This window comes from Alphaproteobacteria bacterium HT1-32 (assembly GCA_009649675.1).
In the GTDB taxonomy this organism is placed as follows: Bacteria; Pseudomonadota; Alphaproteobacteria; order Rhodospirillales; family HT1-32; genus HT1-32.
The window spans coordinates 165,781-186,949 of sequence record WJPL01000001.1 but is presented as its reverse complement, the minus strand read 5'-3'; the positions used below and the strand labels follow the sequence as shown (position 1 = coordinate 186,949).

Genomic DNA, 21,169 nt, shown 5'->3' with positions numbered 1-21,169 from the left:
TCACCTTTCGTCAGGCATTGGCTTGTGCAGCTTCTCAATTACCTGAGACAGGGCGGAAATGGCTATCTCCTGAGGTGACCGTGCACCGATTGGCAGACCAAGGGGCCCGTGAATCCGGTTTGTCTCGGCATCGCTGAAGCCGGCATCATGGAGCCGTTGCAAGCGCAGGCCATGTGTTTTCCGGCTGCCCAGACAACCGATATAAAACGCATCGGAACGCAGGGCGATATGCAGGGCTGGATCATCCAGTTTCGGATCGTGGGTCAGGGTAATGACGGCTGTACGGGCATCCGGAGATAATCGTTCAAGCGCTTCGTCCGGCCAGTCACAGATCACCTCAACACCGGGGAATCGCTCTGGTGATGCAAAGGAGCGCCTGGGATCAATGATGCAGACTTCATATCCGGTAATGGCGGCAACGGGGGCAAGTGCCTGGGCAATATGCACCGCACCAATAATGACGAGCCGAAGCGGTGGATTGTGGCATTGCAGGAATAACTGATCTTCGGTCCGATCAAGTCGCCCGCTGGCATCATGCTTCAGGCGCTGGCGAGCCTGCTCCCGGATGGCGTCTGAAGTTTCCATGTCACCGGAAATTTTATCAGCTGTAATCAGTACCTGCTGGCCTGTCGTCAGATTGCTGAGGACGGCAACCGGGATCTTTTGTGCCCGAAGCCCCTGTAATTCGTTGAGTAGTGAGAGTTTCATTCCAGTGGCTCGACAAAAACTTCGACCTTACCGCCGCAGGCCAGCCCGACATCCCAGGCTTCCTCGTCACTGACGCCGAAGGTCAGCATCCGGGTACTGCCTTCCGTCATGACTTCGACGGCTTCACGAACAACCGCGCCTTCGATGCAGCCACCGGACACGGACCCGACAAACTGTCCGTCGCCATTGACGACAAGCTGACTGCCGACGGGTCGGGGGGATGACCCCCATGTCGTGACAACGGTTGCTATGGCGACGGATTGTCCGGCTGTTTTCCAGTTTCGGCCAACTTCAAGAACATCTTCGGTCATGCGACGCTCTCCCATTTGTTTTTTGTTTGTCCGCGAGGGGCTGTGTCTATTGTGCCGATTGCGGCGACCAGTTCGTCGATGCTGTTCAGGCTGTGGCAGGAACGCAGATCATCGACATGCGGCAGCATGGCCTGGGCACCGAGAGACTTCGGCTGGTAGCCATCATATCGCAATAGCGGGTTCAGCCACATCAGATAGCGACATGATTTGTGCAGGCGTTCAATTTCCTTGTTCAGACCAGCCCCTGCATCCCGGTCCAGCCCATCGGTAATCAGCAGGACGACCGGGGACTGCCCCAGCACCCGTCGTCCCCATACCTGATTGAACTCGGCCAGACTGGACCCGAGCCGCGTACCGCCAGACCAGTCTTCGACCTGTTCAGCCACTTTGGCGAGGGCTTCGTCAACATCACGGTATTTAAGCTGCCGGGTGATGTGCGTCAGGCGGGTGCCAAAAACGAAACATTGCACGCGATCCCGGTCATTCGAAACCGCATGCATGAAGTGGAGCAGCATCCGGGAATAACGGCTCATGGAGCCGGAAATATCACAAAGCAGGATGAGCGGAGGCTTTCGGGTACGCCGCTTCTTGTGGCTCAGTGGCATCAGTTCACCACCCATGCCAAGACCAGCCCGGAAGCTTTTGCGAAGGTCAACGCGCCTGCCGTTCAGTGCCGACTGAAAGCGACGGGTCGGCACTTCTGCCAGTGGCAGAGAGAGTTTACGGATCAGGCGTCGGGCGCGGGCTTCTTCTTCCGCGCTCATTTTTTCGAAATCCATTTCCTGAAGAACATCCCGGTCCGAGAAGGTCATGAAGGCATCGAACCTGAGTTCTTCCTCCATTTTCTCGATGGCTTCTTCCTGTGCAGATTTGGAATAAAGTGCCTCTGTAAGCCGCCGGTTCAGTTCCTGACTTTTGTCTTCTTCATTGCCGGGCAATCGCATCTCGGGCAACAGCAACGACATCATGCGTTCAAGAATGCGCGGATTCTTCCAGAAGACATGAAATGCCTGGTCAAAGATTTCCCTCTGATCCCGGCGATTCACCAGAATGGCATGAAGGGTCCAGTAGAAATCTTCCCGGTTGGTGATGCCCACGGCCTCGACGGCCTGTACGGCTTCGATGATCTTGCCGGGACCGACCGGCAGTCCTGCCTGCCGAAGAACGCGGCCAAAATGCATGATGTTGGCCGTAAGACGCCCGCCTGATTTCCCCTGCTGTAGTTGCCGGATCGCTGTCACGTCTTCACCTGTCATCGGATCAGGCTGCCGTACCTGATGCAATTTCGGACTTCACCTGATTGAGGATGCTCATAGCCTCGCTGCCGCGCAGACGTTCGATGTCATCCTGATATTTCAGCAATATACCTAATGTGGAATCGACACTCGCGGGATCAAGATCGATGACATCGAGCTGCATCAGCGCATTCGTCCAGTCGATAGTCTCGGCAATCCCCGGAAGCTTGTACAAATCCACATCCCGGAGCTTCTGGACGAAGGCAACGATCTGGCGGCTCAGGGCTTCGTTTGCGCCGGGTGCTTTTACGGCAAGAATTTCCGCTTCCCGTTCAGCTGTCGGATAGTCCACCCAGTAATAGAAACAGCGGCGTTTGATCGCGTCATGGATCTCGCGCGTCCGGTTTGAAGTGATGATCACGATCGGCGGTTCGGCGGCAACAATCGGTCCCAGTTCAGGCACCGTCACCTGATAATCCGAAAGCACCTCCAGAAGAAAGGCTTCAAACGGCTCATCGGCCCGGTCCAGTTCATCAATCAGCAAGACCGGCGGGCCTTTCCTGTCAGGGCGAAGGGCTTGCAGGATGGGGCGTTCAATCAGAAACCGTTCATTGAAGATGGCGGATGCCAGCTGATCGCGACCGGCATCGCCGGCTGCTTCGGCCAGACGGATTTCAACCATCTGGGCCGGATAGTTCCATTCATAAACGGCGGAACTGACATCAAGGCCTTCATAGCATTGCAGCCGGACCAGATTACGTCCAAGCGTGGCGCTCAGTACCTTGGCGATCTCTGTCTTTCCAACCCCGGCTTCGCCTTCAAGGAAAAGCGGTCGTTTCAGCTTGAGTGCCAGATGGATGGCCGTGGCAAGTGACCGGTCGGCCAGATAATTGCCTGAACGAAGGAGGTTGGAGGTCGCGTCGACAGTTTTTATCGGATCTTCAAGTGTCATTTCTCTGCTTTCCTGAACGGCAAACGGCGGCGGTCAGGGACCGCCGCCGTCTATAGTTCGCCAGGTCGGTATATCAGGCGGCTGCTTGAACAGCCCGTTTTGCCATAACACCAACCAGATGGGCGCGATATTCGGCTGAAGCATGGATATCGCTATTCAGGCCGCTGGCGTCAACCGTGATGCCATCAAGTGCCTTGGCTGAGAAATCAACACTCAGTGCTGCTTCCATTTCCGTGGCGCGGAAAACCGACGGTCCTGCACCGGTGACGGCAACACGCACACCGGATCCGGTTTTGGCGACAAAAACACCAACAACGGCATAGCGTGATGCCGGGTTCGGGAATTTTGAATAGGCCGCAGTTTCCGGCAGTGGAAATGTAAAGCCGGTAATCAGTTCACCTTCTTCAAGGGCGGTTTCAAACATGCCGACAAAGAAATCGTCGGCAGCAATGTCCCGCTTGTTGGTGTGAACCGTGGCTCCCAGACCAAGCACGGCTGAGGGATAGTCGGCAGCCGGGTCATTGTTCGCAACCGATCCGCCGATGGTGCCCCGGTGGCGGACGGCCGGATCGCCGATACCGCCGGCAAGAGATGCCAGCGCCGGAATGGTATTACGGACGTCTGCCGAGGCAGCCACCGTCGCATGGGTCGTCATGGCACCGATCGTGATGCTGTTGCCGCCGGCCTTGATACCGGCAAGTTCAGAGGCCGGTCCAAGGTCGATAACATCTGACGGACTGGCCAGACGTTGCTTCAGTGTTGGAATCAGCGTCATGCCGCCAGCCATATAGGTGGCGTCGTCTGCGGATGCGAATGCCTTCGCTGCTTCATCGGGTGAGGAAGCTTTCCTGTAGGTGAAATCATACATGTTTCTGCCTCCTTATTCAGCAGCGGCTTTGAGGGACTGGCACAGGTTCCAGACTTTCTGGGCTGTTGCCGGCATTTGCAGGTCTTGTCCGAGGGCGTCATAGACGGCGTTCATCAGGGCAGCAGGAGAACCGATGGCACCAGCTTCACCGCAACCCTTCACACCCAGCGGGTTATGGGTACAGGCGGTTCCGTCATGGATGTTCAGGTTGAATGTCATCGGCTGGTTATCAGCCCGCGGCATGCAGTAATCCATGTAGGAGCCGGTCAGCAACTGGCCGTCGCTGTCATAGACGCAGTTCTCCTGCAGTGCCTGGCCAAGACCCTGGGCGACACCACCATGAACCTGACCCTGAACAATCATCGGATTGACGATGACACCGAAATCATCAGCCGCAGTAAAGCTGACCACGTCGATGACGCCGGTTTCCGGGTCAATTTCGATTTCGCAGACATAGGTACCTGCGGGGAACGTGAAGTTTGCCGGATCATAAAAGGCTGTTTCATCCAGTCCCGGCTCAACCCCGTCTTCGTGCGGATAGTTGTGTGGAACATAGGCGGAAAGAGCAACTTCACCGAAGGTCAGGGACTTGTCGGTTCCCTTGACGTTGAACGCGCCGTCAACAAACTCGATATCCGATTCCGATGATTCCAGCATGTGTGCTGCAATCTTGGTGGCCTTGGCCACGATCTTGTCCATTGCCTTCACGATGGCCGAGCCGCCAACGGCGAGAGACCGGGAGCCGTAGGTGCCCATACCAAAGGGGATTTTCCCGGTATCACCATGAACGACAGCGACATTGCCGACGGGAATTCCCAACCGGTCAGCGACCAGTTGGGCATAGGTCGTCTCATGCCCCTGACCATGGGAATGACAGCCCGTGAAAACGGTGACGGAACCGGTCGGGTTGACCCGGACATTGGCGGTTTCAAAAAGACCGGCCCGGGCACCGAGCGCACCTGCAACCGCACTTGGCGCAATGCCACAGGCTTCGATGTAGGAACAGAGACCGATACCACGCAGTTTTCCATTGGCTTCGGACTGGGCTTTCCGTGCCGGGAAGCCTGCATAATCGGACGCCTGCAAGGCTTCATCGAGGGAAGCCTCATAGTCACCGATATCATATTGCAGGGCGACCGCGGTCTGATAGGGGAAGGCATCTTTCGCGACAAAGTTCAGCCGCCGGAATTCTGCCGGATCCATACCCAGTTCACGTGCGGCCAGATCAACGACGCGTTCCACGACATAAGTCGCTTCAGGCCGTCCGGCACCACGATAGGCGTCAACCGGAACCGTGTTGGTAAAGACCGCCTTTACTTCGGCATAGATATGCGGGATCGCATATTGACCGGAAAGCAGCGTTGCATAGAGATAGGTCGGAACACAGGACGCAAAGGTAGAGAGATATGCCCCCATATTTGCCTTTGTGTTCACCCGGAATGCGATGATCTTGTTGTTCGCATCCATGGCGAGTTCAGCATGGGTGACGTGATCCCGGCCCTGTGCGTCGCTCAGAAAGCTTTCAGACCTGTCGGCAGTCCATTTGATCGGACGGCGTACCTTTGCCGATGCCCAGGTCAGAATGGCTTCTTCTGCGTAATGGAAAATCTTCGACCCGAATCCGCCACCGACATCGGGGGCGACAATACGCAGCTTGTGTTCAGGAATGTTGAGCACGAACGCGCCCATCAGCAGTCTGATGACATGCGGATTCTGGCTTGTTGTGAACAGGGTGTAATCACCGGTGGCCGTATCAAATTCTGCAACAGCGGCCCGGGGTTCAATGGGGTTGGCCACAAGCCGGTTATTGACGATATCAACGGAGGTGACATGCGCTGCCTTGGCGAAGGCTGACTCAACCTCGTCTTTTTCACCAAGATGCCAGTCATAGCAGGTGTTGTTTTCAGCAATACCGGGCCAGACCTGTGCCGCATCGTCCTTGTCAGCAGAAGCGGTATCGACGCAGGCTTTCAGGACCTCGTAATCGACTTCGATCAGGTCCGCAGCGTCACGGGCCTGAGACCGGGTTTCTGCGATGACCACGGCAACCTGATCGCCAACATGACGGACATGGTCAGTGACGAGCGGGGGATGCCCCGGTTCGTTCATCGGCGAGCCGTCCTTGTTGTGGATCAGCCATCCGCAGGGCAGGCCACCAATCTCGTCGGCAGCCATGTCCGCGCCGGTGAAGATAGCAACAACGCCGGGAGCCGACTTGGCTGCGGAGATATCGATGCCGTTAATTTTTGCGAAGGCGTGAGGGGAGCGCAAGATGACAGCATGGGTCTGCCCCGGGCGGTTGATGTCGTCGGTGTAATTGCCGCGACCGGTCAGAAAGCGGAAGTCTTCCTTGCGAAGTACTGATGCGCCGATTCCATCATCTGGCATAATCTTAACTCCTCATTGCAGCCGCGCCGGCCTTGATGGCCTTCACGATGTTCTGATACCCCGTGCAACGGCAAAGATTGCCTTCCAGCCATTCACGAATTTCCTGGTCACTCGGATCGGCATTTTCTTTCACCAGATCGACGGCGCTCATCACCATGCCGGGTGTGCAGAAGCCGCATTGCAGGCCGTGATTGTCACGAAAGGCTTCCTGCATGGGATGCAGTTCATCGCCATTCGCCAGCCCTTCGATTGTCTGAATTTCAGCGCCGTCAGCCTGTCCGGCCAGCATGGTGCAGCTTTTTACAGATGTGCCGTTTACATGGACGACACAGGCACCGCACTGGCTGGTATCACAGCCGACATGGGTTCCCGTCAGTCCCAGATGTTCACGTAGCAACTGAACCAGCAATGTGCGGTCTTCGACATCGGCCGATACCGACTTGCCGTTCACCGTCATGGATACGGTGCTCATGGCAACCTCCCTAAGTTATGTGTCACTTATAATGTCTGCGCCGATTGCCGGCTGCACTTGTTACGAAGTATGTGGTGGCACTGCGCCTTGCGTCAAGCAAAGGCAGGGTGCCGAAACCACTGCAAGCGGTCAGCCCGCAGCTTCCTTTGCACTGACAACTTCAACGAATTTTCCGAAAAACTGATCGGCCATCTTGCGGGCCGTGCTGTCGACCAGACGGGATCCGATCTGGGCCAGTTTTCCACCAACTGTGGCATTCACTTCATAGCGCAGAATTGTCTCGTCACCGACTTCTTCAAGACTGACTTCAGCCCCGCCTTTGGCGAAGCCTGCCGCACCGCCTTTTCCCTGCCCTGATATTTTGTAGGACTGGGGCGGGTTGATGTCAGAAAGTTCAACCTCGCCGCCGAACTTGGCCTTAACGGGCCCGACCTTTGCTGTCACACGAGCCTCGAAAGAGGTTTCGGATGTTTTATCCAGGCTGTCACAGCCGGGGATACATTCCCGCAGGACATCCGGGTCATTAAGGGCCTGCCAAACGGTTTCCCTTGAGGCGGGAATCCGGTACTCACCTGACATATCCATGCTATTCTTCTCCAAGAAATCTGTTGGCGAGAGGCTACCTTTGAGCGTTCCACACTGCAATCGGTCAGTTGTCATACAAGAACAAAACCGGACATATGGTATTCCTGATGGCTGATCAGGATGATCATCTGCTCCGCGATGAATTGAGGCAGTCCTGCCGGAAATCAGGGGCTGCCTTGTTTGACAAGCTTGTCGGGGACAGCGCTCCTTTGCCGGCAGAACGCCCCTTCATGACGCAAGTGATGGATGTGCAGGCAGATGCCCTGCGCAGGTTCTGGGCGGGGGTTGCCGATAACCCGGAGGTTGCGGCTGTCTGGCATAATAAGCTGATTGAGATTTTCTCCGCGCCGCTGACTGAAGAGAGTTCCAGCACCGATACCACATCTCCTGACCGACGGTTTTCGGATGAGTTCTGGCAGAGTCACCGGGGGTTCCGGCATTTGCGCAGAACTTATGACCGCTTGTCGGAAAGTATGGCCGAGATTGCGGAATTACTGGCATCAGATAATGCAGCGGAGGGTGTACGGGGCAGATTTCTGACGAGACTGTCTGCTGAGGCGCTTTGTCCGGCCAATAGTCTGTTTACCAACCCTGCGGCGCTTCGACATCTGGTCGAAACAGACGGGGAGAGTTTTGTCAGATCGATAGGCAATCTTGTTGAACGACTGGACGTGGAAACAGGCAGGCTGGTTGCTCCGATGTCCCCGGCGGGGGCCTTTATGCCGGGGCGTGATATCGCTGTTACCCCCGGTTATGTCATTGCTGAAAATGCGCTTTGCCAGTTGCTCGTTTATGAGCCTGAGAACGGCCCGACCAACGCCTTGCCTGTCATGATTGTGCCGCCCTGGATCAATAAGTTCTATATCCTTGATCTCCGGCCGCAAAACAGCCTGATCAGGTGGCTGACGGAGCAGGGGCATACAGTCTGCGTTCTGTCCTGGATTAATCCTGATGCCGGACTGGCTGAGACCGACTTTGAAGACTACATGCTTGCCGGCCCCGTTGAGATGGGGCGGCGGCTATGTGAGTTGCTGGAGGTTCCGGCTTATCATGCGGTTGGCTATTGTCTTGGCGGAACGCTGCTGGCGGCGACAGCAGCCTGGTATGCTGCGGGAGGCGAAAAAGGCCCCTCGTCCTATAGTTTCCTGACGACGCTTCTCGATTTTTCCGAGCCTGGGGATATCGGGGCGTTTATCTCACCCGATGTGCTGACCCTGATTGATGAACATATGGCATCGGCAGGCTTTCTGGACGGCAGAGAAATGGCAGATGTCTTCTCGTTTCTGAGATCGAAAGACCTCTTCTGGTCCTTTTTTATCGAGCATTTCCTGATGGGACGAGACCCGAGGCCGTTCGATATTCTGCACTGGAATGCCGATAATACCCGGATGCCGGCTGCAATGCACAGTTACTATCTCCGGAATATGTATGAGGGTAACCGTCTGGTATCGCCGGGAGCGCTTTGTCTGGCCGGCCGCTCCATTGATCTTGGGCTGATCAATCGCCCGACATTCTTTCTGGCGACCGAAGATGATCATATTGCTCCCTGGCAGTCTGTCTGGAAAGGGGCCGGGAATGTCGGCGGTACACCGCAATTTGTTCTTGCAGGAAGCGGTCATGTTGCCGGTGTAATCAATTCGCCGGGGCAGAAGAAATATGGATTCCGGAACCTGACTTCGGCACTTGCAGATGGGGTGCCCGCAGAGCAGTTGCCGGTTGATGCACCTCGTGAAGAAGGCTCCTGGTGGCCTGGCTGGAAGTGCTTCCTTGATGCTGTCGGCAATTCTGAAGCAGATACCGTTCCGGTGAGTCCCATGGCGTATTTTATCGAGCCGGCACCGGGGCGATATGTCCTGAAAACTCAGGCGTGACTGCCATCACTGCGTCCGGTCTGCGGAGCGGATAAGTTCCGTTCCCGGGATGGAATCGCCGTGAAGATTTGCCGGTTAGGCGGTCGGCTACATCCCTCCAGAAATATTGATATAAGATCCTTTAAGTGATCTTGTTATAGTGTGTTTGTGCAGCTTTCTGCATTAAGGTCAATTGCGTGATTGAAGTCCCTGACGGTGGTCCGTTGGAGTAGATAGTAGCGGAAAACTGCGGGATTTTAGAGGATGAGGGTTTTTCCAAATGGCTCGTCGGCAGGTGCCGGTGACCGAATTGGTCTCAGAGATGGGGCAGGAAGCAGCAAAATTGCTGTCAGGTGGGTGACATGGCGACAGGAAATTCAGGCGGTTCAGAACGGGGCGCTGATCTCGTAATTGAGACAAACAGTTCGGGAAAGATAATTCTTCCTGATGGTTTGCAGCCTGCGACTGCTGATTTCAGCCGAAGTGGCCATGACATTGTTCTGGAATTTGGCAATGGCAAAACGGTAGTCATCCGGGATTATTTCGCTCAGGAACCTCTCGCGGATATTCAGTCTGTTACCGGCGCAAAGATTGAAGGTGCACTTGCCAGTCGGCTTGCCGGGCCGCTTGCTCCCGGTCAGGTCGCACAGGCCGGGGCGTCGGATGCGGAAGCCCAGCCTATCGGTCGTGTGGAATCAGCTGAGGGTGAAGTTTACGCCATTCGTCTTGATGGCACTCAGGTTGAGCTGATGGCAGGCGATCCGATCTATCAGGGGGATCAGCTTGAGACCGGCAGTGATGGTGCGGTCGGGATTGTTTTTGTCGACGACACGACTTTCTCGCTGGGTGCCGACGGGACGATGGTACTGGACGAGCTGATTTATGATCCGAACACAGAAAGTGGTTCGTCCAGCTTCTCTCTGGTTCAGGGTGTGTTCTCGTTTGTCTCGGGCAAGATTTCCAAGACCGGCGTTGATGCGATGCAGGTCAAGACACCTGTCGCGACAATCGGTATTCGTGGAACGAAGGGCGGTATTGACCTTGGTGATGGTCAGACACTGACGGTTGTTCTGACGCAGGAAAGTGACGGTCAGGTCGGTGAAATCGCCGTTTACAACGATGCCGGTGTTCAGATTCTGAACCAGCCGTTCCAGGCGACTCAGGTTCTCGGTATCAACGTGCCGCCGGTTCAGACCTTCACGGTTTCCGCGCAGCAGTTTGAACAGACATTTGCGCCCGCTCTGCGGTCCTTGCCTCAGAACACTTTTGATTCCGGCAATGCCGGCAATGAGAATGATGATCAGGCTGGTCCTGATGCGCCGGAAGACGAAGCCGGTCCGCCGGTTCCGGAAGAGGCCCTTGAGGGAGAGGAAACTCCGGAAGAGGCGGAGGAGGGCGAAGGCGAAGAGGTCGCGCTTGAAGAGGCTGCAGGACCGCCGGTTCTGGAAGGTGAGCTTGAGGCGGAACCAGAGGCGTTCGGACCGGATTTGTCGGGAGCGCCTGAGGAGGGCGAGATCGATGTGGTTACCGGTGGTGATTATGTCGGTAACCAGGGAATTGAAACTGTCGGCGGTGTTGATGTCGGCTCGATCAGTGCCGGCGATGCGTCGTCCGGCATGCAGGATGGTGATAATTCAATCGTCGGCGGCGTTGTTGAGCAGGAAGTTGTTCAGACCGTCTTTGGCCCGATTAACGGAACATTTGTCGGTAGTACGACGGGTGAAACCATTTTCGGTGGTGCTGGTGATGATACGCTGGATGGCGGCGGCGGTAGTGACCTGGTGCTTGGCGGTGGCGGTGGTGACGTTGTCATCGGCGGCTTAGGTAATGATATTCTGACCGGCGATGCCGGTAACGATTTTGTCTCCGGCGGAACCGGCGGTGATACGATTATTGGTGGCACCGGACTCGGTGACGACACCTACGACGGTGGCGAAGGGGACGACTGGGTTTTCTATATGAGTGCCAATACCTCGATCACGGTCGATCTGGGCAATGACACGGCTTCCGGCGCTGCAAATGAAATTGGCAATGATACGCTGATCAGCATCGAGAATATAATCGGTGGTGCCGGTAACGATACGATTACCGGTGGTGACGAAGCCAATACGCTGGATGGATATTCCGGTGACGATACCATCTTTGGCGGGGCCGGTGATGACCTGCTGATTGATCGTGGTGGTAACGACACCTATTCGGGTGGCGCTGGTGATGACAAGCTGCTGGTTGGCCTTGCGACAACTGCCGCAGAACCCACAGTTTCCAACAATGTTGTTGGCAGCCGGGTCTTCAATCTGGGTGCTGGCTCCGGGACCAACGAGTTTTCGGGCGGTGATGGCTCCGACACCCTTTCTTTTGAGCTGTACAGCACAGGTGTTACGGTTGAGCTGAACGGCTCTGGCTCTGTTGGAACGGTCAGTAACGGTACAGCAACTTATTCTCTGCCGGAAAGTGACCTGATCTATTTGTCAGCAGGTAATGACCGGGTTACCCAGGTTTCGGGTAATGATTCCATCGGATTTCATCTTGATGCGGGTGCCGGTAACGACAGCATTCAGTCCGCAGACGGTGCGGATACGTTGTTTGGCGGCAGTGGCGATGATGTCATTGATGGCGGTGGCGGGAGTGACTCGATCTATGGCGGTCTCGGGAATGACAGCCTTGTTGGCGGTGCGGGTGATGATCATCTCCGGGGCCAGACCGGCGTTGATACCCTGAGCGGTGGATTGGGTAATGATACACTGGAGGGCGGCGCCGGTTCCGATGTCCTGCAGATTTCCGAAGGCCATGACCTGATTATTCAGGGCGACGGTGCGGGGACAACCGGCGACGCTATCATGATCACCGGTTCCTTTGGCCTGCTGTCGGCTTACAAGGCCGGTGATGACATTATCTTCCTGTCAAATTCCGGCGGTTCTGATGTGCATTCCATGCGCGTCCTCAACCATTTCTCCAATTATTCCGTTACCAGCCTGATTTATGAGGATAATGGCGTTACCGGTCAGTATTTCTTTTCCTCCAGTCCTTCTGCCGATTTTGGTGCGGGATCCTCGGGTGATGACTTCCTGTTCACATCCGGTCCGGCGGCTTCTATTTCCGGCGGTGCCGGCAATGACCTGCTGCTTGGCGCAATGGGCGCCGATACGCTGATCGGTGGTGCCGGTGATGACGTCCTGATTGGCCATGGCGGTGGTGATACGCTCGACGGTGGTGCCGGTTTTGACGCCGTCAGCTTTGTTGGGGAGGGTGCCGGCGTCTCGGTGAATCTCAGCACAGGCACCACGATTGTAACTGGTGGTGGCGATGCGGCCGATACGCTGATCTCAATTGAAGCCGTTACCGGTTCGAATTTTGATGACATCCTGACCGGCAGTTCTGCCGCAAATATTCTGTCAGGCAAGGTCGGCAACGACACGATTGACGGCGGTGCCGGTGCCGACACCCTTTTCGGGGGGGACGGGGACGATCTTTTCATCTCTGACGCCGGCAACGATACGCTGTTTGGTGATGCTGGTTCGGATACGCTTTCGTACAGTAATCAGTCGGCGGCTGTCAGCGTTGATCTGGCGAACGGTACAGCTACCGGTTCTGCCGGGTCAGACAGTCTGTCCGGTATTGAGAACATCATCGGGTCGGGTTTTGGCGATGTTATTCGCGGCGACGCGGGCGCCAATATTCTTGATGCATCCGGTGGCAATGACACTGTCTTTGGTGATGCCGGTGATGACTCGCTGACCGGTGGTGCGGGGAACGATACCCTGAGCTTCTCGACATCGACAACAGGTGTCACAGTGGATCTCGCGGCTGGTACGGCCAGCGGGCTCGGCACGGATGTGATCGCGGGTTTTGAGAATCTGACTGGCAGCAGCGCTGCAGATATGCTCAGCGGCGACAGTTCTGCGAACCTGATTCAGGGTGGCTCGGGTAATGACACGCTCTCGGGCGGTGGTGGAAGTGACAGCCTTGTTGGCGGCGCGGGTGCCGGTGACTTTGTCAGTTATGGCTGGTCTGGCGGGTCGGTTACGATTGATCTTTCAAGCACGACCGTAATTTCGCAGAAAGTTACCTATTCCGGCGGTACGGATAGCCTTTCAGGTATTGAAAATGCCATTGGTTCGGCTTTCAACGATGTCATTACCGGCTCCAGCGGGAATAACACTCTTGAAGGCGGCCTGGGTGATGACACGATCAATGGGGGTGCAGGTTTCGACTTTGCCTCTTATGCGGGCGCAACCAGCGGTGTCACCGTCGATCTGTCGGTCACTTCTGGCCAGAGCACGGGTGTTGGCCAGGATACTCTGTCGAATATTGAAGGGGTCATAGGCTCCGCGCAGGGAGATACTCTGACCGGCGGGCTGGCCGGGCATTCTCTGGTTGGCGGGGACGGTGTTGATACGCTGTCTTATGCCAATGTGTCGTCTGGAGTCTTCATTGATGTATCCACCGGCTCCGTCAGCGGGTCAGCCGGAACCGATAGGTTTGATGGCTTTGAGGTTTATGCCGGCGGTGCCGGTAATGACACGCTGAAAGGTGGTTCGGGCAACGACTCCCTGCTGGCCGGTGATGGCAATGATATTCTGCAGGGCGGTGCCGGCAGTGATTACCTTAATGGCGGTGCTGGCAGCGATACGCTGAGCTATATCAACAGCCTGTCCGGTGTGACGGCGTCGCTGAATGATGCCAACAGTTCCGGGACGGGCTGGTCAGATACACTGGTCAGCATCGAGAATATCCAGGGTTCCGGCTTTGATGACCTGTTGTCCGGCAAGCATGGTGTCGCCGGTGACGACGGGGTGAATAACGTTATCGATGGCGGTGTCGGAAACGACACGGTGACTTATGCTGATGCAACCGGTGCCGTGACGGTTAACCTGTCGACAGGTGCGGTAACCGGTGCTGGCGGTAATGATACGCTGCAAAATATCGAAGCGGTTATCGGAACCTCTTATGCAGACAGCGTCACGGGTAGCGCGGCTTCCGACACGATTGATGCCGGTGAAGGTAATGATGCCATTAATGCTGGTGCGGGTAATGACTTTGTCATTGCCAATCTGGGCAATGATACGATTGCTGGTGGTGCTGGCAGCGATACACTCAGCTACAGCGCGGTAACAGGTGCCGTCGCTGTTGATCTGTCCACCGGTCTGACCTCAGGTGCGGCGGGTAATGATACGATCTCCGGCTTTGAAGCCGTTATCGGGTCGGCTTCTGACGACACACTGACCGGTGATGCAGGGGCGAATCTGCTGTCCGGCGGTGCTGGTTCCGACACACTCAGGGGTGGCGCAGGTGCCGATACGCTGATCGGTGGGGATGGCGTTGACCTTGCTGATTATTCGGATCAGTCAACGGCGGTGACGGTCAACCTTTCCACGGGCTCTGCCAGCGGTGGTGCCGGTTCGGACACGCTCTCCGGTATTGAAAACCTGACAGGTGGTGCCGGAAACGACAGTCTTACCGGCGATGCGAATTCCAACGTTATCCAGGGGGGCGCCGGAAATGACACGATCCGCGGCGGTCTTGGTGACGATACGCTTGATGGTAATGATGGCGCCAACACGGTGGACTACAGCACGGCTACCAGTGCGGTAACAGTCGACCTTGCTGCTGGCTCGGCGACGGGTGGTGATGGCAATGATGTCATCAGTAACTTCTCGTCTGTCATCGCGGGCAGCCATGCCGACAGCATTCTGGGCAGTGGGGCAGATGAAAACCTTGATGGCGGCTCAGGGAACGACATCATCAGCGGTGCCGGCGGTAATGACATCCTGACAGGCGGCAAAGGTGCCGATACTCTTCGGGGTGGTGATGGCGATGATACGATACTGGGCGGCGACGGAGCTGACTTCATTGAAGGCGGTGCCGGTGACGATTCTCTCGCAGGTGGCGCTCTCTCAGACACCCTGTCTTATGCCAATTCGACCGGGTCGGTTACGGTCAATCTGGCAACCAGTATTGCAACGGGTGAAGGCACGGATTCGATTTCCGGGTTTGAAGTCGTTGTCGGTTCCGGCAACAACGATACCCTGACCGGCAGCGCCTCAAACGAAACCTTTGTCGGTGGTCAGGGCGACGACCTGATTTCCGGTGCTGGCGGTAATGACCTGGCATCCTATGCGGACTCCACAGGTGCTGTAACAGTCAGCCTGACCAGTGGCGACGATACGGTGATTGGTGAAGGCACTGATACGCTGCAGGATATCGAACTGGTTACAGGTTCGGCGCAGGGTGACAGCTTCACCATTTCCGGTGGTTCAGGCACGCTTGACGGTGGTGCGGGAACTGACCGGGTAACCGTTTCGGCAACCGGCTCGGTTGTCGTTGATCTTGGCAACAATACGCTCAGCACAACCGGCTCAGCCTATTCAATTACCTCCTTCGAACATGTTGTGACCGGCTCGGGCGCAGATACCCTGATTGGTACTGCCGGTTCCCAGACTCTTGATGCAGGTGCCGGTAATGATTTGGTGCTGGATATTGGTGGTGATGACAGCCTGATCGGTGGTTCTGGCAACGATACGCTCTCCTACGCCAATCTTTCGGGATCAACCGGTGTTACGGTCGATCTGTCCACAAGCGGTGCACAGAATACGCAGGGTGCCGGGACGGATGCTCTCTCCGGATTTGAAAATCTGGTGGGCTCGGCAAATGCCGATCTGCTGACAGGAACCTCCTCGGCCAACCGGCTGACCGGCGGTGCGGGTAATGACACGCTGCGTGGTGGTGGCGGTAATGATACCCTTGAAGGTGGTTCCGGGGCGGGTGATACGGCCGATTATAACTGGAGCACCGGCAGTGTTGTTCTCAACCTTGGCGACAGTCAGGCCAGCTATGATTCGGGCTCGACTGATGTGCTCACGGGAATTGAAAATGCTATTGGTTCCGCCTCGAATGACAGTCTGACAGGGTCTGCCGGCAACAATACGCTGGAAGGTGGTCTTGGGAACGACTTCATCAGTGGTGGCAGCGGCGGCATCGACTTTGCCTCCTATCAGGGGTCGACAAGTGGTGTTACGGTAGACCTGTCAAATACGGGCGGGCAGAATACCGGTGCCGGGACTGACACACTGGTCAATATCGATGGTGTTATCGGCTCGAATTTCGCGGATCTGCTCAGCGGTGACGCCGCCAGCAACACGCTGGTTGGTGGTTCGGGCAACGATACCTTCAATATGGATGCCGGCTCCGACACGATCCTCGGTGGTGCGGGCGTTGATCAGGTCAACCTGAGCGGCGCGACAACCGGGATTACGGTTAATCTGGCAAATGAAACGGTTACGTCTGCCCAGTATGGCGCAGACAAGCTGACCTCGGTCGAGGTCATCAACAGCGGTTCGGGTAATGATACGCTGACTGGTAGTGCGGCAAATGAAACGCTGCTCGGTAATGCGGGTAATGACACCATCAATGGTGGCCTTGGCGATGACTCGCTGAACGGGGGGGCTGGCACGGCAGACAAGCTGGTCTTCAATCTCGACGGTTCAGCTGTGAATGTGCATCTGGGCAACGGTGTCGCGACCGGACAGGGTTCGGACTCTCTTGCAGGGTTCGAGATCGTCGAAGGAACAAGCAGCGGCGATACAATCACCGGCAGCGCGAATTCTGACACGCTGCTGGGTCTTGCCGGCAATGACACGCTTGAAGGTGGCAAGGGCAATGACACCATCAATGGCGGTACCGGCTTCGATTATGCGTCCTATTCTGAGGCAACAGCCTCGGTTTCTGTCGATCTGACAAAAACAGGCAGCCAGAACACGGGCGCTGACGGCACAGACAGTCTGATTAGCATCGAAGGTCTGATTGGTGGCCAGGCAGATGACAGCCTGACCGGGAACACAGAAACCAATACCATTCGTGGCGGTGCCGGTAATGACGTGATTTATGGCGGCAGCGGCGGTTCTGACTACCTTGCAGGTGAAGCAGGTGATGACAGTCTGACCGGTAATACGTCGGCAAACACGCTGGTTGGCGGCGATGGTAATGACCATCTGGAAGCCGGCCTTGGCGGTAATGATCTGCTTGAAGGTGGTGCCGGTGACGATACGCTGAATGGTGGCGCCGGTAACGATACGCTGTCGGGCGGTGACGGTAATGACCTGATCATCGGAACGGATGGCGGTAAGGACACAATTTATGGCGGTGCGGGCGATGATTCCGTTATTGCGGGTGTCGGCAATGACACAATCTTCGGTGAAGCCGGTAATGACAGCCTGGCTGGTGGCAGCGGCGGTACGGATACCATTGATGGCGGGTCCGGTGATGACTGGATTGGTTTCAGTGAAGGCGGAACTGATATCATTGATGGTGGTGCCGGCAATGATACGGTCAGTGCTGCAAACGCCAATTCAGCCGTAACGATTGACCTCAGCGCACGCGGGCCGGAAAGCGGCACGGTTAACCGTCTGAATACGGCGGGGACAACCGTCGTTAATCTGGCAGAGCTGGATAATGTCGAGAACGCAGAAGGTTCTGTTTATGCCGACAAGCTGCGCGGTAGCGATGGTGATAACCTCATTGACGATGGCGACAGCGGTGCCTCGGTCGGCTCTAACGATACGCTGATTGCCCGTGGTGGTAACGATACCCTGATCGCCTGGGGTGGCGACGATACTCTGATCGCCTGGGGCGGTGACGAATCGCTGGATGGTAATGGCGGCTTTAACACGCTGGTCGGTGGTGCCGGTAACGATATCATTGAAGGTGTGTTCGATGCAGACTGGCGTGATTTTGCTTCCTACCAGAATGCAGCGGGCGCCGTCACAGTCACGCTGACCGATAATGCCGGCAGCGGGACGTCCAGTGGTGCCGATGGTGTTGATAATTTCATCAATATCGAAGGTCTGATCGGTGGTGCATTCGGTGATCTGATCACCGGCGATACTCTCAGCAACGAGCTGCGGGGGCTTGCCGGAAACGATACGCTGTTCGGCGATGGTAACGACTCTATCAATGGCGGCAATGACACGATTTATGGCGGTAATGACCAGGACCGGATTTTCGGTAACCGCGGTTCCGATACACTCTTTGGGGATGCCGGCGATGACACGCTGGTCGGTGATGGCCGGCTGACAGGAAGCGGTTCGTCCGAGTCTCTCACCAGTGAAGGCCTCTATGACGATACTCTCGTTGGCGGCTCCGGTAATGACCGGTTTGTTGTAACCGGCGGTAACGACACCTTCTATGGTGATCACCTCACAGAGGGTGGCTCCGGTATCGGTTCTGGTGACCTTCTCGACTTCACCTTTATGGATGATCTTCAGATCAATCTGGCAGCAGGTGTTGATGACGATACCCGAACCTACGGAACGGCAACCTATATCCTTGGCAACGACACCTTCACCTCCCGCATTTATGACATTGAGGTTGTGAAGGGGACGGCGGCTTCAGATGGTCTGGACGGTGACTCGCTTGGTAACACCCTTATCGGGTCTGGCGGTGATGATACCTTTGCACCAAGCGGCGGGAACGATTCCATTCAGGGTGACGAAGGTCGCGATGCACTTAGCTATAAATTTGCATCCGGCGGCGGCATCACCATCGATCTTCGCGAAACAGACTACCAGAATATTGGAGCCGATCAGGGGTACGATAAATTCTCAAGCATCGAGAATGTGACCGGTTCGGATCAGGATGACCTTATCACTGGCGACGATTCCAATACCCATGACGATGGTTACGGTAACCGTCTCTATGGTGAAGGCGGAAACGATACGATCTTTGGTCTCGGTGGTGACGATGTCATTTATGGTGATGACTCGAACAGTTCGCTTGTCGGTAATGACACGATTGAGGGCGGTAGCGGTAATGACACCATCTTCGGTGGTCAGGGCAACGATCTGATCCACGGCCAGAATGGCGACGATATTATTGATGCAGGTGCGGGCGCTGACTCGATTACGGGCGGTGCCGGTGCGGACAGCATCATCGCCGGTACAGGCAATGATGCGATCGACAGTGGTACCGGCAATGATGTGATCGACGCCGGTGATGGCGACGATCTGATTTATGCCAGTCGCGGTGATGACAGTGTTGTCGGCGGTGCGGGTAATGACCTCTATGACTTCGGCGCCGTCTCCGGCCCGGTTACGGTCAATCTCGACGGCAATGCGGGCACCATCTCGGGCGATGGAGTGGATACAGTCTCCGGTATCGACCATGTCATCGGTTCTGACGGAAATGATACGTTCGGTGGTGGTACAGGTAGTGACACGCTTGATGGTCATGATGGTCTGGGCGATACCCTGACCTTCAGTGATACGGGCGTTGGCGCGGCAACGTCTGCTGTGACGATTGATATCGAGAACAGCTTGGCCAGCGGCTTTGGTACACATACGATTTCGGGCTTCGAGCGTATTGTCGGGTCTGCCTTTGGCGACACGATTACAGGTGGCACAGGTGCCGATGCGCTGACGCTGGATGGTGGTGTCGGTGACGATACGATCAATGCAAATACGTCGGATGAAAGCATCCTCGGCGGTTCCGGCACGGATACGCTGTCCTATACAGAGAAAGCGACCGGCGGTCTGACCGTTACCTTCTCAGGTGATGATGCAGGTACCGTGACCGGCCTTGGGTCTGACAGCTTCAGCGGTGTTGAAGTCTTTGTTTCAGGTAATCACGACGACACGATCACGGGTTCCTCTGCGGATGATAGCATCCTCGGCAGCGGCGGGGCGGATCACATTGATGCGGGCGCGGGCAATGATGAAGTCTCCGGCGGCACCGGTAATGACAGTCTGACGGGTAATTCCGGTGACGATACGCTGTTTGGTAATGAGGGCGATGACCTCATCGAAGGCAACCTGGGTAATGACACGATCAATGGCGGAACCGGTCAGGATACGCTGACCTTTGTGAATTCAGCGTCTGCGATTACGGCGACGATCACGAATGAAAGTGGCACGGTTACCGGTGAAGGCTCGGATACCTTCGATGAAATCGAGCATTTTATCGCTTCGACACAGTCCGACACGATCACGGATAATGCCGGGTCGGTGACGGTCAATGCGGGAACAGGCGACGATACAATCTTCGCGGGAACCGGTAATGACGTTTATGACGGTGATGCCGGTGCGGATATCCTGAATTATGCGAATATTACCGATGCGGTGACTGTTGACCTGTCGAATGACACGGCGACAGCTGGTGCCGGTAACGATGTGATCCGGGATATCGAACATGTCATCGGCACATCTGCAGATGACAGCCTGACAGCGAAAGATGGTGAATCCATCACGCTCGATGGTGCTATAGGCGCTGACTCCATCCTTGGTATGGATGGTGATGACTCGTTGATTGGTGGTGCCGGTAACGACATTATCGACGGTGGTGCCGGTGCGGACAGCATTACCGGCGGTACAGGTGATGACTCGATCCTCGGCGGTGCCGGTACAGACCGGATCGATGCCGGTGCTGGCGATGACAGCATTAACGGTGGTGCGGACGCAGACTCGATTATCGGCGGCACGGGTAACGACACTATCGACGGCGGCACCGGTGCAGACAGCATCACTGGTGATGCGGGTGCAGACTCTATTCTTGGTGGTGCCGGAACGGACACCATTGATGGCGGCACGGGTAACGACATTATCGATGGCGGCGCGGATGCGGACAGCATTCTGGGCGGTGGCGGTGATGACTCGATCATTGGTGCCGGTGGAACCGATACGATTGATGCGGGCGCAGGTGACGACAGCATCAGCGGTGGTGCAGATGCGGACTCAATCATCGGCGGTACGGGCAACGACACCATCGACGGTGGCACGGGCGCAGATTCGATCAATGCAGGCAGCGGTGATGA

Annotated in this window: 10 protein-coding genes; 2 read left to right on the top strand and 8 right to left on the bottom strand. The window is 56.2% G+C overall.

Annotated features, from left to right (window positions below; translation table 11 throughout):
- From GH722_00780 to GH722_00745, 8 genes are all read right to left on the bottom strand, one after another.
- On the bottom strand, positions 1–708 hold the full coding sequence (locus GH722_00780) for a xanthine dehydrogenase (GenBank protein MRG70288.1): 708 nt from the start codon (positions 706–708) through the stop codon (positions 1–3).
- Positions 705–1,034, bottom strand: coding sequence for an XdhC family protein (locus GH722_00775; GenBank protein MRG70287.1), 330 nt, complete (start codon positions 1,032–1,034; stop codon positions 705–707). The genes GH722_00780 and GH722_00775 overlap by 4 nt, the downstream gene beginning before the upstream one ends.
- On the bottom strand, positions 1,016–2,275 hold the full coding sequence (locus GH722_00770; protein MRG70286.1) for a VWA domain-containing protein: 1,260 nt from the start codon (positions 2,273–2,275) through the stop codon (positions 1,016–1,018). The genes GH722_00775 and GH722_00770 overlap by 19 nt, the downstream gene beginning before the upstream one ends.
- A 4-nt stretch (positions 2,276–2,279) precedes the next feature.
- Entirely contained in the window at positions 2,280–3,206 is a 927-nt protein-coding gene (locus tag GH722_00765) for an AAA domain-containing protein (GenBank protein MRG70285.1), read from the bottom strand.
- A 73-nt stretch (positions 3,207–3,279) separates the two neighbouring features.
- On the bottom strand, positions 3,280–4,074 hold the full coding sequence (locus GH722_00760; protein MRG70284.1) for a carbon monoxide dehydrogenase: 795 nt from the start codon (positions 4,072–4,074) through the stop codon (positions 3,280–3,282).
- A 12-nt stretch (positions 4,075–4,086) separates the two neighbouring features.
- On the bottom strand, positions 4,087–6,462 hold the full coding sequence (locus GH722_00755; protein ID MRG70283.1) for a molybdopterin-dependent oxidoreductase: 2,376 nt from the start codon (positions 6,460–6,462) through the stop codon (positions 4,087–4,089).
- Between the two features lie 4 nt (positions 6,463–6,466).
- A complete protein-coding gene (locus GH722_00750) occupies positions 6,467–6,934 on the bottom strand; it encodes a 2Fe-2S iron-sulfur cluster binding domain-containing protein (GenBank protein ID MRG70282.1) in 468 nt (155 codons plus the stop codon).
- Positions 6,935–7,063: 129 nt separating this feature from the next.
- A complete protein-coding gene (locus GH722_00745) occupies positions 7,064–7,519 on the bottom strand; it encodes a carbon monoxide dehydrogenase (GenBank protein MRG70281.1) in 456 nt (151 codons plus the stop codon).
- Between the two features lie 68 nt (positions 7,520–7,587).
- On the opposite strand from GH722_00745, the gene GH722_00740 reads away from it, so the two are divergent.
- On the top strand, positions 7,588–9,390 hold the full coding sequence (locus GH722_00740; GenBank protein MRG70280.1) for a class I poly(R)-hydroxyalkanoic acid synthase: 1,803 nt from the start codon (positions 7,588–7,590) through the stop codon (positions 9,388–9,390).
- 341 nt (positions 9,391–9,731) lie between these two features.
- Positions 9,732–21,169: hypothetical protein (locus GH722_00735; GenBank protein ID MRG70279.1), on the top strand; the 11,438-nt coding region annotated here is incomplete at its 3' end.

Coding starts and splice junctions, on each gene's coding strand:
- GH722_00780 (MRG70288.1), bottom strand. CDS start 708: ATGAAACTCTCACTACTCAACGAATTACAGGGGCTTCGGGCACAAAAG.
- GH722_00775 (MRG70287.1), bottom strand. CDS start 1,034: ATGGGAGAGCGTCGCATGACCGAAGATGTTCTTGAAGTTGGCCGAAAC.
- GH722_00770 (MRG70286.1), bottom strand. CDS start 2,275: ATGACAGGTGAAGACGTGACAGCGATCCGGCAACTACAGCAGGGGAAA.
- GH722_00765 (MRG70285.1), bottom strand. CDS start 3,206: ATGACACTTGAAGATCCGATAAAAACTGTCGACGCGACCTCCAACCTC.
- GH722_00760 (MRG70284.1), bottom strand. CDS start 4,074: ATGTATGATTTCACCTACAGGAAAGCTTCCTCACCCGATGAAGCAGCG.
- GH722_00755 (MRG70283.1), bottom strand. CDS start 6,462: ATGCCAGATGATGGAATCGGCGCATCAGTACTTCGCAAGGAAGACTTC.
- GH722_00750 (MRG70282.1), bottom strand. CDS start 6,934: ATGAGCACCGTATCCATGACGGTGAACGGCAAGTCGGTATCGGCCGAT.
- GH722_00745 (MRG70281.1), bottom strand. CDS start 7,519: ATGGATATGTCAGGTGAGTACCGGATTCCCGCCTCAAGGGAAACCGTT.